The sequence below is a fragment of the Haloferax sp. YSSS75 genome (assembly GCF_046764215.1).
Lineage (GTDB): Archaea > Halobacteriota > Halobacteria > Halobacteriales > Haloferacaceae > Haloferax.
Genome location: NZ_CP177206.1, coordinates 15,944 through 28,330, shown reverse-complemented (window position 1 = coordinate 28,330; position 12,387 = coordinate 15,944). Strand labels below are relative to the sequence as shown.

14 protein-coding genes are annotated in these 12,387 nt (G+C 63.6%); 7 read left to right on the top strand and 7 right to left on the bottom strand.

The window, feature by feature from the left end:
• The first annotated feature begins 19 nt into the window (after window positions 1-19).
• The 4 genes from tatC to ACK3R5_RS00160 all read left to right on the top strand — a co-directional run bounded on the left by tatC (window position 20) and on the right by ACK3R5_RS00160 (window position 3,376).
• Window positions 20-2,176 (top strand): twin-arginine translocase subunit TatC, encoded by a 2,157-nt coding sequence (gene tatC, locus ACK3R5_RS00175; RefSeq protein WP_411965076.1) that lies wholly within the window; start codon window positions 20-22, stop codon window positions 2,174-2,176.
• Window positions 2,177-2,258: 82 nt separating this feature from the next.
• The gene (locus tag ACK3R5_RS00170; RefSeq protein ID WP_411965075.1) at window positions 2,259-2,435 is read left to right on the top strand and encodes a ribbon-helix-helix domain-containing protein; all 177 of its coding nucleotides are present in this window, start codon (window positions 2,259-2,261) and stop codon (window positions 2,433-2,435) included.
• The gene (locus ACK3R5_RS00165; protein WP_411965074.1) at window positions 2,428-3,147 is read left to right on the top strand and encodes a queuosine precursor transporter; all 720 of its coding nucleotides are present in this window, start codon (window positions 2,428-2,430) and stop codon (window positions 3,145-3,147) included. The genes ACK3R5_RS00170 and ACK3R5_RS00165 overlap by 8 nt, the downstream gene beginning before the upstream one ends.
• A 52-nt stretch (window positions 3,148-3,199) precedes the next feature.
• Window positions 3,200-3,376 (top strand): hypothetical protein, encoded by a 177-nt coding sequence (locus tag ACK3R5_RS00160; protein WP_411965073.1) that lies wholly within the window; start codon window positions 3,200-3,202, stop codon window positions 3,374-3,376.
• An 83-nt stretch (window positions 3,377-3,459) separates the two neighbouring features.
• On the opposite strand, the gene ACK3R5_RS00155 is transcribed toward ACK3R5_RS00160, so the two are convergent.
• Window positions 3,460-4,233 (bottom strand): 23S rRNA (uridine(2552)-2'-O)-methyltransferase, encoded by a 774-nt coding sequence (locus ACK3R5_RS00155; protein WP_411965072.1) that lies wholly within the window; start codon window positions 4,231-4,233, stop codon window positions 3,460-3,462.
• Between the two features lie 200 nt (window positions 4,234-4,433).
• On the opposite strand from ACK3R5_RS00155, the gene ACK3R5_RS00150 reads away from it, so the two are divergent.
• Entirely contained in the window at window positions 4,434-5,348 is a 915-nt protein-coding gene (locus tag ACK3R5_RS00150) for an NmrA/HSCARG family protein (RefSeq protein ID WP_411965071.1), read from the top strand.
• A 65-nt stretch (window positions 5,349-5,413) separates the two neighbouring features.
• Here ACK3R5_RS00150 and ACK3R5_RS00145 read toward each other — a convergent pair whose 3' ends face one another.
• Both ACK3R5_RS00145 and ACK3R5_RS00140 read right to left on the bottom strand, forming a co-directional pair.
• The gene (locus tag ACK3R5_RS00145) at window positions 5,414-5,848 is read right to left on the bottom strand and encodes a low molecular weight phosphatase family protein (RefSeq protein WP_411967679.1); all 435 of its coding nucleotides are present in this window, start codon (window positions 5,846-5,848) and stop codon (window positions 5,414-5,416) included.
• Window positions 5,849-5,945: 97 nt separating this feature from the next.
• Window positions 5,946-6,080, bottom strand: coding sequence for a hypothetical protein (locus tag ACK3R5_RS00140; RefSeq protein ID WP_411967678.1), 135 nt, complete (start codon window positions 6,078-6,080; stop codon window positions 5,946-5,948).
• Between the two features lie 79 nt (window positions 6,081-6,159).
• Between ACK3R5_RS00140 and ACK3R5_RS00135 the strand changes: the two genes are divergently transcribed.
• On the top strand, window positions 6,160-6,903 hold the full coding sequence (locus ACK3R5_RS00135) for a DNA polymerase sliding clamp (protein ID WP_411965069.1): 744 nt from the start codon (window positions 6,160-6,162) through the stop codon (window positions 6,901-6,903).
• A 99-nt stretch (window positions 6,904-7,002) separates the two neighbouring features.
• On the opposite strand, the gene ACK3R5_RS00130 is transcribed toward ACK3R5_RS00135, so the two are convergent.
• The 3 genes from ACK3R5_RS00130 to ACK3R5_RS00120 form a co-directional block, all read right to left on the bottom strand.
• On the bottom strand, window positions 7,003-8,691 hold the full coding sequence (locus tag ACK3R5_RS00130) for a histidine kinase N-terminal 7TM domain-containing protein (protein ID WP_411967676.1): 1,689 nt from the start codon (window positions 8,689-8,691) through the stop codon (window positions 7,003-7,005).
• Between the two features lie 40 nt (window positions 8,692-8,731).
• The gene (locus tag ACK3R5_RS00125) at window positions 8,732-10,111 is read right to left on the bottom strand and encodes an MFS transporter (RefSeq protein WP_411965067.1); all 1,380 of its coding nucleotides are present in this window, start codon (window positions 10,109-10,111) and stop codon (window positions 8,732-8,734) included.
• Window positions 10,112-10,189: 78 nt separating this feature from the next.
• Entirely contained in the window at window positions 10,190-10,783 is a 594-nt protein-coding gene (locus ACK3R5_RS00120) for a hypothetical protein (protein WP_411965066.1), read from the bottom strand.
• A 121-nt stretch (window positions 10,784-10,904) separates the two neighbouring features.
• On the opposite strand from ACK3R5_RS00120, the gene ACK3R5_RS00115 reads away from it, so the two are divergent.
• The gene (locus ACK3R5_RS00115) at window positions 10,905-11,996 is read left to right on the top strand and encodes a DNA primase (protein WP_411965765.1); all 1,092 of its coding nucleotides are present in this window, start codon (window positions 10,905-10,907) and stop codon (window positions 11,994-11,996) included.
• 77 nt (window positions 11,997-12,073) lie between these two features.
• Here ACK3R5_RS00115 and ACK3R5_RS00110 read toward each other — a convergent pair whose 3' ends face one another.
• Complete coding sequence (locus ACK3R5_RS00110; RefSeq protein ID WP_411965065.1) at window positions 12,074-12,277, bottom strand: hypothetical protein; 204 nt, start codon at window positions 12,275-12,277, stop codon at window positions 12,074-12,076.
• Between the last annotated feature and the right edge of the window lie 110 nt (window positions 12,278-12,387).

The following is a 12,387-nucleotide window of genomic DNA, read 5'->3' as shown; positions in this document are numbered from 1 at the left end:
CTGCTTTCCCAGCATACGTATGTCCAGCGCCCTCGACGAGGACACTCAACAGACACTCGCGGCCGGCCGTGAAACCGCGGGCGCGATGCTCCGAGCGGCGCAGAAAGACCTCCAGAAGGTCTTCATCGTCTTCCTCATCGGTTTCCTCGGAACGTTCTACGCCCTCAGGCTCTACATCTGGGACTTCTTCAAAGGCATCACGAAGGCACAGATGAGTGCGAGCGTCCAAGGGAACCTCGAAATCATCGCACAGACGCCGTTCGACGTCATCCTCTTGCAGGCGAAAATCGGGCTCGTCGTGGGTATCCTCATGGCGCTCCCGCCGTTCATCTACTTCTCGAGAGACGCCCTGAAGGAGCGTGACGCGTGGCCGCGGTCACCCATCGCTCCGTGGAAACTCGTCCTCATCGGACTCACGATGGTCGTGTTGTTCACGCTCGGCGTCGCCTACGGCTACTTCGTGTTCTTCCCGTTTACCTTCGCGTTCCTCGCCCAGAACGCGCTTTCTGCAGGCTTCACGCCCACCTACTCCATCGTGAAGTGGGCGCAGTTCATCTTCCTGCTCACGCTCTCGTTCGGCCTCGCTAGCCAACTCCCACTGGCGATGACCGGCCTGTCGTACGCAGAAATCGTCCCGTACGAGACGTTCCGCGACAAGTGGCGACACGCCGTCGTCGGCATCTTCGCGTTCGGTGCGCTGTTTACGCCGCCGGACCCGTTCACCCAGATTATGTGGGCCGTCCCGGTCATCTCGCTGTACGGGTTCAGCCTCTACCTCGCGAAAGTCGTCGTCACGGCCAGACGGGGCAGTGAGAAGATGAACGTGCGGAACACCTTGAAGACGCACTGGAACCTGCTCGCGGGCGTCGGCGTCGTCGCCGGCTTGCTCGTCTACGCGTTCTACGAGTACGGCGGCATCGAAGCCGCAAACGCCGGACTCGACGCTATCGGGAGCGACTACGCCTTCCTCACGCCGGAGTCACAGGTGGTCCTCGGCGTGTCCGTCGTCGCCGGTGGCCTCGTCGGCCTCCTCCTCGGTGTCGGCTACTTCGTCTACCGCGACATCGAACGTCTCGAACGCACGGAAGTCGGCGTCGGTGACCCCACGAAACTCGACATCTCCGCACTCGACGCAAACGGCGTCCGTGCCGCCCCGCCGGAAGTGTTCACTGACCTCGACGAAGACGAGGCGATGGGGCTGGCGTCCGCCGCCATCGACGACGGAGACACCGAGAAGGCACAGGCGATTCTCGACCGGTTCGACGAAGCAGAGGCCGGGCACGACGGGTCTGCGGAATCCGCGGGCGACCAACCCAGTGGACTCGAAGACAGAACGACGCGCGCCGGTGGCGCGTTCTTCGACGAACTCACTGGCGGCGAGACTGACGAAGACGACATCGGTGGCTACTACAAGGACATCGCGTTCATCCTGGACTCGCTGACGTCCCGGGCGTTCTGGGTCGTCGGGTGGTTCATGGCCGTCCTCGCAGGGACGTTCGGATGGCTCTACACCGGCGGTATCCGCGACGTCTACCAGGACTTCCTCCGCCGGTTGCCCGACGTGGTGACGCCCGAAGAAGTGCTGAACGTCGTCGCCCTCCACCCGATGGAGGCGCTCATCTTCGAGGTGAAGTTCTCCACCATCATCGCCGCACTCGCGACGATTCCACTCCTCGCGTTCTTCGCGTGGCCCGCGCTCCGTGAGCGTAAAATCGTCCGCCACCGCCGCCGGACCGTCTTCCTGTGGACCGGCGCGCTCACCGCTGGCCTCCTCGGTGGGTTCGCACTCGGCTACAGCTACGTCGCACCTACCGTCATCACGTTCCTCGTCGAAGACGCCATCGCGGCGGAGATGATAATCGCCTACCGTATCACCAACTTCTTCTGGCTCATCTTCTTCACGACGGCCGGAATCGGCCTCCTCGCGGACGTGCCCATCCTGATGGTGCTTCTCAACACCGCTGGAATCACCTACAACACGATGCGGGACCGCTGGCGCGAAGTGACGGTGCTCATCCTCGCCATCTCGGCCATCTTCACGCCGGCGAGCGTCACGACGATGTTCATGGTGACGATTCCGCTGATGGCCGCCTACGGTATCGGACTCGGGATTCTGTTCGTCATCACGTTCGGCGGCCGGCGAAACCTCGCGCCCGCCCGCGGGACAGTCGAGTAAACTCAGCGTAAGCTTCTGTTTTGAGGTATCGGTTCAACTGACTGTTAAAAAGGTGTAAGTATTCTCAGGATAATCGCCGAATATGGCCAAAATCAGCGTCGAAATTCCCGACGAACTGCTCGCGGACTTAGACGAGCACGTCGGAGACGACAAGAAGTTCGTAAATCGGAGCGACGCCGTCAGGTCGTCTATCCGTAAGACGTTGGACATCCTCGACGAAATCGACAAACGGCACAATCGCCTGGAAGACGATGAGTGACGGGCCAGCCAACGTCGGGCACATCGCTCTCGTCGGACTGTTCGTCACGGCACTGACGACGGCGCAGTTGACCGCTTCGAAACTGCTGTCGATTCCGCTGCCGTCCGCCATCGGCGAACTCCCGCTCGTCGGTGCGAGCATCATCCTCCCGGGGGCCGCACTGGCGTACGCACTCACCTTCTTCGCATCGGACTGTTACTCCGAACTGTACGGCCGCCGGGCGGCGCAGGTGATGGTGAACGTCGGGTTCGCGATGAACTTCGTCCTCCTCGGCCTGGTCTGGAGTACCATCGCCGCACCCGCGGCGAACCCCGAGTTTGCGGCGGACTTCGCCAACGTGCTCGCGTCGGGGACGAACATCGTCGCCGGAAGCCTCCTCGCGTATCTCGTGAGCCAAAACTGGGACGTCATCGTCTTCCACACCATCCGTGAGATGACCGACGGTGCGTTCCTCTGGCTCCGAAACATCGTCTCGACGGCGACGAGTCAGGCCATCGACACGGTCATCTTCGTCGGCGTCGCGTTCTACGTCGCACCGACTGTCCTCGGCATCGGGCAGGCGCTCCCGACGAACGTCCTCGTTGGACTCATCGCCGGACAGTACCTGTTGAAACTGCTCATCGCCGTCGTCGACACCCCGTTCGTCTACGCCGTCGTCGCACTCCTCGGTGACGAATCCACCGCGGCGGACGACGGGTGGGTCGCCGACTGAGCGTCCGAACCGTCGCGCTTCTTATATCTTTTGGTAGCATACCTCACGGTACATGGTTGACGAGCGCCGCGTCCGACTCACCGAGCGAGACGCCATGGAGATGGGAATTCGGTGTCCGAACTGCGATACGTACACGTCGTTCGGTGACATTCTCGCGACGGGACAGTGTCGCGGTGAGTGGAAGGGATGTACGACCGAACTCGAACTCGAACTCGTCGTCAACGAGTGAGCGCCATCCGAGGCGACTCGCGTGGGAGAGAGATGCGCCGACGCGAGGTGGTAGACAAACTAGGACCTGCGCCGTGAGACGAATCAGTCGTCGACCGGTTCGGCGAACGCGAACCGGGGTTTCACGTCAGTGATGCGGACGTGCGGCGTGTCGCCTTCGTCGACGCCGGAGACGAAGATAGTGAAGTCCTCGATTTTGGCGATGCCGTCGCCTTCGCTGCCCACGTCGACGATTTCGACGTCGAGTTCGTCGCCCTTGCGAACGGGGGCGGTCAGGAAGTGCTTGCCGACGAGATACTGCTCGGACGAACTGTCGCGGGAGGCCTTCGGGCGAATCGACCGGACGTACTGGAACTCTGTTTCCATGTCGGCGCGGAAGTCCGCGAGGTCCTGTCCGTCGAACACCTTCACCGCGAAGTCGCCACCGGTCGCCAGCAGTTCCTGTGCGACTTCGAACGCCTGCCGGGCGAGGTAGACCGACCGCGCGTGGTCCAGCGAGTACTCGCCGGTCATGTTCGGTGCCATGTCGGAGACGACGGCGTCCGCACCGCGTTCGCCGACGATGGCCTTCAGTTTCTCTTTCGTCTCGTCTTCGGTCATGTCGCCGCGGATGGTCTCGACGTTGTGCAGGTCGAGGCCACGGATTCGCTGAAGGTCGACACCGACGACTTTCCCGTTGGCTTTGACCCGTTCGGAGGCGACCTGTAGCCACCCGCCGGGGGCGGCACCAAGGTCGACGACCGTGTTTCCGGGGCCGAACAACCCGACTTCCTCGTCGAGTTGTTTCAGCTTGTAGGCCGACCGGGCACGGTAGCCCTCCTGTTTGGCCTTGTTGTAGTAGTGGTCTTTTCGTGCCATGGTTCGTTGCGGGTCAGTAGCGTATCAGGCCGTATACCGCCTTCGGCTTGCCGTGCAGGGTGTGTGAACCCAAGCCACGAGTTCAAGCGTTCGCGCGTGGGGTCGGCGGCGAGTTACTGGTAACATCGGTGTTATCTACTGTCGGAGATGCTGCCAGAGTTATATGTTCGAGTTGGCCAAATCACCGACCACGCCGTACTATGACTGACCAGCAAACACACGTCCTCGTCGTTGGAGCGACCGGAAACCAAGGCAGCGCAGTCGTCGACCATCTGCTCGAAAGTGCTCACCATTTCGACGTCAGCGGCCTCACGCGAGACGCCACGAGTGACGCAGCACGAGCGCTCGAAGACCGTGGTGTCACGATGGTCGAAGGCGACCTCGAAGAACCGGAGACGCTGCGCGAACCCGTCCGCAACGCGGATTCGGTCTTCGTCGTCACGAACTTCTGGACACAGGGCTACGATGCGCAGGTCCAGCAGGGTAAAAACATCGCGGACGTCGCCAGCGAAGAGGGTGTCGACCAGTTCGTCTTCTCGGGCGTCGGGAGTCACGACGAAGACACGGGAATTCCGCACTTCGACTCCGCCGAAGAGATTGACCAACACATTCGTGGCCTCGACCTTCCGTGGACGGTTCTCAAACCCGTCTTCTTCTACGAGAACCTCGAAGCGTTCGCCGAGAACATCGTCGACGACGGTCAACTCGCACTCCCACTCGAACCAGGCGTCAGCCTTCAGATGGTCGGAAACGCCGACATCGGTCACGCTGCTGCAGTCGCACTGGCGAACCCCGACGAGTTCGTCGGCGAAGCCATCGACCTGGCGGGCGACGAGAAGACGCTCGAAGAGACCGCTGCAGTCCTCTCGGACGTCACTGGTCGCGAAGTCGAAGCGATTCACGTCCCCATCGAAGACGCCTACGAAACCTTCGGTGAGGAGTTCACCGTGATGTGTGAGTGGTTCAACGACGTCGGCTACAGCGCGGACATCGAGGCGCTCGAAGACCAGTTCGGATTCGAGTTTACCGACCTCGAGACGTACCTCCGCGGGCACGGTTGGGCGGACAAAGAAGGAATGGCGAGCGTCCCCGGGTGGGTCAAAGCGATGCAATAGACCCGACTGCGAGCACGTCCGCGAGACAGCTTTTTGAGATTGTGTGAGGGGCCGACAGCGAACCGTCAGTCCTCACCGACGAGTTCGTCGAACAGCGCGACCACACGCCGTTCGATGTCGTCGCGAATCGCCCGCACCTCGTCGAGTGGGCGTCCGTCAGGGTCGTCTAAGTCCCAGTCGCGGGCGTCGCCGCGCCACGTCGTGGGGCAGATACCCTCCGCCGAACAGCCCATCGTGACGACGATATCGACGTCCATAATCTCGTCTTCGCCGATGGCGCGCGGCGTGTTGCCTGCGAGTTCGAAGCCAACCTCACTCATCACCTCGACCACTTCGTCGTGGACGTGGTCCGCAGGGTCGGTGCCGCCGGTCACGACGTCGATTTCGTCGCCGACGCCGCGTTCGTCGCGTTCCCTGCGAGCGAAGGCCGTCGCCATCTGACTCCGCCCGGCGTTCTGGACGCAGACGAACGCGACACGCGTCTGTTCGGAACGTGGCATATAGCCCACCTTGAACGATGGGCTACATGAGTGCATCGAAGCCTGTAAACGCCGTTCACGGGTGTTTGGCTATTTTTCCATCTATTGCCAACGATACTCATGGAGAGATGTCGGGAGCACCAGCGGTTCGGGTGATATCGCTGTACAGCAGGCCAGTTTGGTAGTGTCGCCGCCGTCGAGCAGTATCGTGGCCGCCGCGTGGTGTGGTCGCCGTGACCTCCGAATCGCGCACGCGAGAGGGCGTGCGGGAACATCATATGATTGGTCCAAATCAGGAGTATTTTTAAGACCGCTGTCGTACGACGGCACATATGTTCAAGGCCATCGTGAGTGCCGCGACGCTCCGGGACGCGCTCGACTCGGTGAGCGTTCTCGTCGACGAGTGTAAGATTCGACTCAACGAGGAGGACCTCGCTATCCGTGCGGTCGACCCGGCGAACGTCGGCATGGTGGACCTCACGCTCGACGCTGCAGCGTTCGAATCCTACGAGGCTGACGGAGGCGTCATCGGCGTCAACCTCTCCCGACTCGAAGAAGTCGCCGGCATGGCAGGGGCGGGTGACCTCATCCACCTCACGCTCGACGAAGAGACGCGCAAGCTCAACATCCGCATCGACGGACTCTCGTACACGCTCGCGCTCATCGACCCCGACTCGATTCGGCAGGAACCGGACATTCCGGACCTCGACCTGCCCGCGAACATCGTCCTCGAAAGCAACCACCTCGACCGGGGTATCAAGGCGGCCGACATGGTGTCGGACCACATCCGTCTCCGCGTCGACAGCGCCGAAGAGACGTTCCACGTCGAAGCGGAGGGTGACACCGACGACGTCGACCTCTCGCTGCCCCCGGCGGACCTCATCAGCATCGAGGCAGGCGACGCCGACTCGCTGTTCTCGCTCGACTACCTGAAGGACATGAACAAGGCGATTCCGTCCGACGCCGAAGTGACCGTCGAACTCGGCGAAGAGTTCCCGGTCAAGCTCCACTACCAGATTGCCGAGGGGATGGGCACCATCACGTACATGCTCGCCCCGCGCATCCAGAGCGACTAACGAGGCGTCCCAACGGCATCACTTCTCCGTCCGTTTCAGCGACGTGTGAGCGGCCACTGTACCGTTCGCACGACTCACGCTCGCCCCGTTCCCACTCACTTAGTCCGGACGCTCCTCATCGTCGGCCAGCGACCAGTGCGGGAGTCGAACCGTCGACGTCGTCCCGTCGTCGACGTCGAACGTGAGTCGCCCGCCGAGTGCGTCGACGGTCCAGCGAACCGCCCACAGGCCGAGTCCACTGCCGTGTTTCAGGGGTGACTCGCCACCCTCTTCGACGACGGTCCGTTCGTAATCCGGGACGCCCGGGCCGTCGTCGGTGACGCTGACGAGCAGGTCTGTATCCGCCGTGCGAACGTCGACGTGGACCGTCGGGTCGGACCCACCGTGTTCGAACGCGTTCTCGACGAGTTCGCGCACGAGGAGTTTCGTCGCCGGTTCACTGCCGGTGACCGGGAGTGAGTCGGGCACGTCGACGGTGACTGTCCCAGTGTCGAACTCGGCGGCGACTTCCCGGACGGACGTTCGAACGGTCTCGGCCACGTCGAATCTGCTGCCGGCGTCGATACCGGCCATGACGCGTTCGACAGTCCGTGCCTTCTCGCCGAGCGAGAGCAGTTCGTTCGAACGACTCCGAATCGTCTCGGTGACGTCGCGTTCGTCCGGTGGCAAGCGGTCGGCGACCATGTCGGCGTACCCGATGACGACGGTCATGTCGTTGCGAAGGTTGTGCCGGAGGACGCGGTTCAACACCTCCAGTCGCTGTCGCCGTCGGACGCGACCCGTCACGTCCGAGACACTCACGGTCCACCCGAGTCGGCGGGCGTGTTGGTCCGAGACCGGTGAGACCGTAATCTCGTACGTTCGCCGGCGACGGTCGACCGTCACGTCTACGAGTTGCCGGCCGTCGTCGATGTCGACGCCGGGGAGGACCGTCGAGAGCGGTTCGAACAGCACCGCACCGATGTCGAAGTCGAGGAGTGAGCGTGCGGCGGCGTTGGCGTCGACGATTCGGTTCTCACGGTCGATGACGAGGATACCGACTGCCACGTCGTCGATGGCGGCCCGCCGCCCCAGTCGCCCCGTCGCCGGTGAGAGGCCGAACAGTTGGAAGCGATAGAGTGCGTAGCCGAAGGTGACACCCGTCACCGAGAGGGCGATGGGCGTGAAGTTCACCATCGGAAGTGGGCCGAGACCAAAGGTGTGTGTCACGTGTGCCACCGTCGGCGCAATCGACCCGATGGCGAGTGCGACGGCCTGCTCGCGGTAGCGAGAGAGACGTTCCATGAGCATGCCGACGATGAGGACGATTCCCGTCCCGATGATGACGTATCCGTAGACGGCGTGGACGTAGTACCAGAGGTTCGGGTCGAACTGGACCGTCGCCGCGCCGAACACCGGGTCGATTCGGTAGTTCGACCAGAGCAACCCGTGCATCGGGTTGGTCACGAGGACGGCGGCAGTGACCGCAGGGAACACGAACAGGCCAGCGACGAGGCGGCGAGAGGCGAGTTCGCCACGGCCGGTGTACGCCAGCGAGAACGCCAACCACGCCGGTGCGATGATTCCCTGTGCGATTTCGATGGGGAGTTGGTACCAGACTCGAATCGCCGGGTCGAATGTCACGAGCGCGAACGCGTAAGACCCGGCCCACAGCGTCGCGGCGAACAACAGGACCGACAGCCATCTCGACCCCGGTTCGGTGCCCTCGTACCACGCCACCGTTCCGATAGACCCGGAGACGGAGGCCGCGAGCACGCAGAGCACGACGAGGGGAGAGGCCGAAAGCACGGGTATGACTCTGACTGCGCCGGCGTAACGTTTACGGGACTCAGTCAGTCTGGCGCTCACCGGCGACTATCCGGGGGCGTCGGGCAATCGACAGGAGGATGTAGACGACGGGGACGATGAGGACGGCCCCGACGACGAACGGCGACCAGTAGGTGAGCACGTAGAGCGCGGCCATCGAGGGTGGGCCGACGGTCCGGCCGAGGCTTCCGGCACCTTGTGTGACGCCGAACGCGTTGCCTTGCGTCTCGGCGGACGCGGACGTCGAGACGAGCGTCGAGAGCGAGACGTTCAGCATCCCGTTTCCGAACGACAGGAGCGCCCCGACCAGGAGGAGGGCCACGAGTTCGGGCGTGAACCACGCCGGACCGCCGACGGCCGGGAGGAACTGCCCGATATCTGGCGAGAACGGTAAGAGAGCGAGCGAGAGCATGAGTCCCAGCGCGCCCACCACGGCCAGTTTCGCCTCCGCGAAGCGCCGCGCGAGTCGGCCGACGACGATGCCCTGATTCAGCGTTCCGAGGAGTCCGATATACGTCAGAAACAGCGCCGTCTCCGTCTCGCCGTAGCCGTACACGTCGGCGGCGAAGGGGATGAACATGACCTGTACCCCCGAGAAGGCCACCGAGACGACGAAGAACGCGACGACGAGGCCACGGAGGTTGTCGTCGGCGAGTGCGTTGCGGAACTGTGTCACGAGCGTCGTCGTCGACGACCCGGCAGGGGCACGCTGTCTGTCGGGTTCGCGGAGGAAGACGAACGCGAACAGGAGACTGACGAGACTCAGGAAGGCGGCGGTGAAACTCGGCAACGAAAAGCGCGTCGCCGGAACGAACGCAGGGAACACGTCGCGGGCGAGGGTGACCACCGGGTCCGACGCCATGAGACCACCGATTGCCGGGCCGAAGATGAACCCGAGACTGAACGACGCACCGATGAGTCCGAGTGCGCCGGCGCGGCGCTCAGGTGGCGTGATGTCGGCGATGTACGCCTGTGCGGTGGCGATGTTGCCGCCCATCGCTCCGGCGAGCATCCGCGACGTAAAGAGCGTCGACACCGCGAGCGTCGTCCCGAAGACGACGCCGACTTCGCCCGCGAGTCCGAAGACGGTCCACGCGAGGATACTCCCGACGAGCGAGAGCATGATGACGGGGCGGCGACCACGCTGGTCGGAGATGCGCCCGAGGATGGGCGCAAAGAGGAACTGCATGATAGAGTACGACGCCGCCAGAAAGCCGATGAACACGTCGCTGACGCCGAAGCTTCGCACGTAGAACGGGAGAATCGGGATGACCACGCCGAATCCGAGCAGGTCGATGAAGACGATGGCGACGACGACGGCGAGCGCGCGTCTCGCACCGCTGTCCGCCGAATCAGACGGTGGAGAAACGGCGGAGGCAGACGCCGACTCGGGAGAACTCACGACTCACCAGACGTGCGACAAATCCGTAATCGTTGCGCTCTGTCGGGTGCTCACCCACAGCGTCGGGGACGGCCGAACTCAGGCGCGATAGCGGTCGATGACGCGCTTGGCCGAGGTGGCTTTCTCTTTCCACCCGTAGCCTGCGTCGTAGACGTGGCGTTTCTTCTCGACGAGTTCCTGCGGCGTCGCCTCCTCGAACCCGCCACGGTCCCACGTTCCCGTCTCGCGTAGCCATTCGACCACGTTCTCGCGCGTCTCTGGCCACGAGAGGCCGACCATCTCGTACCACGCAATCATCGCGAAGACGGCGTTGTCGTGGCATCCGGGGACGCTCCCGTAGGTAAAGAGCGTCCGCATGGGTTCGTGCGTCGGTTCCGACACCTCCTCTCGGAACTCTTCTGCGGTGAGCAGACGGAGGACGCCCGAGTTGGCCTCTGAAATCCGTTCGTCGCGCTTCAGACGCGAGAGTGCGGACTGCTGGAGTGCGCCCCACTCGCCCGGCACCTCGCGGCGAAGCGTCTCTTCGTCGCACGGACCGCCGGTGAGGACGGAGAGGATATCGACGTATGCGCGTTCGACGTCCACCCACGGTGTCCCCTCGAACTGGCAGTCGGCGTCGTGGAGACTGGTCGTCGCACGACAGTCCGGGCACGGATAGTCGAAATGCGGCACGTGAGAGGGTGAGGAAGCGGTCCGTAATAGGTGGTGTGATGCGTCGCCGCCGAGGTGGGGTTCGCCCACCGGGCAATTCGTCGCGTTTATCGGGTGGCACCCGGAACGTGGCGGTATGCGGATGCGCCCGCTCCACGCTCGATACCCATTCTTCGCTGCCGCCAGAGAGGCGGTCGAATCGGCAGACGTGGCTATCGCGACGCTCGTCGCCGAGGACGCACCAGCGGTCCAGCGTGGGGTAGAGCGCGTCGAACGCGCCCTCATGGAGGGCACCGTCGAAGCCGAGTCCCCCTACTCGTGGGACACGGAGTCCGAACTCCTGTCGTATCCCATCGCTCGAATCATCGTCTCGCTCGTCGAGACGCCGGCGGCAGTCGACAAGTACGCGCGCGCCGAGGCGGACACGGCCTCCGAGCGCATGCTTGCGGACTTCGACGCGGACCCGGACGACGTCAACACCGACGCTCGCGCGACGCTGAACGACTTCCTCCGTGAGTTCGACCTGCTCGACGCAGTCCGAGGCGAACCGACCGACAACCGCCGCCGTGGCCCGTCGCACTACTGGGTCGACGTCGGCGCGTATCTCACCTACTCCGACCCCGACTGGGGCGACGGATGGCGACTCGTCAACCGCGCGCTCCACGACGGCGCAGTGCGCGTCGCTCGCGAGGAACTCTACGAACTCCTTCGAGAGGCGGCGCGACGCCGCGTCGCGGAGGGACTGCCGTTTACCGTCCGCGGGAGTGACGCGGGCGACCAACTCGCGTCTGCACTCCAACCACACGTCGAGCGCCTTCGAAACCTCCTTTCGGACCGCGGTGCCGTCAACGTCGTCTACACCGATTCGGTCGACGCCGACCACTTCCCGCCGTGTATCAGCGCGCTACTCGAACGGACGCGAGACGGCGAGGAGGTGCCGAACGAAGCGGCCTTCACGCTCGCGGCGTTCCTCGTCGGCGTCGGATTCGACCCCGAAGAAGTCGGGAGCGTCGTCGGCGAGACGCACGCCGAGTCGTTGCAGACGCGAGCGACGATTCTCGCGGACTCCAGCGGGTCCCAGTACGCACCGCCGACCTGTGAGACGATGGAGGCGTACGGCCTCTGTGTGAACCGCGACGAGCGCTGTGAGACGATTTCGCACCCGCTGAAGTACTTCGAGACGGCGACAGAAGACGCGGTAGCAGACGGGACTGCGACGAACGGCGCAGACTGACGGCGCGCCGTCGCTCTGGGCTGTTGTGACCGCGACGACGTGGTGAACGCTCACCGACGGTGTCGTCGAGAAGTAGTTCAGGACGTACGAGAGAGCCAAACGCCGATGCCAGCCATCACGAGCACGAACGCCGTGATGGCACCCACGAGTGCGAGGCCGCCCGTGGCGGCCAATCCGCCTTGGTTGAAAGTCGCACCGATGCCGACGATGAGGGCGATGAATACCCCGACCGCGACCATGGAGACGACGATCTTCCGACGCATCTCCGCTTCGATAGCCATGCGACGACGTATCCGCGGCCATTCTAAAAGGTCTTCGATGAGCGAATGACCGACGAGAGATACTCACACCGCCGATTTCCCCACAGAACGAGGGTTTAGGTCGCTTCGGA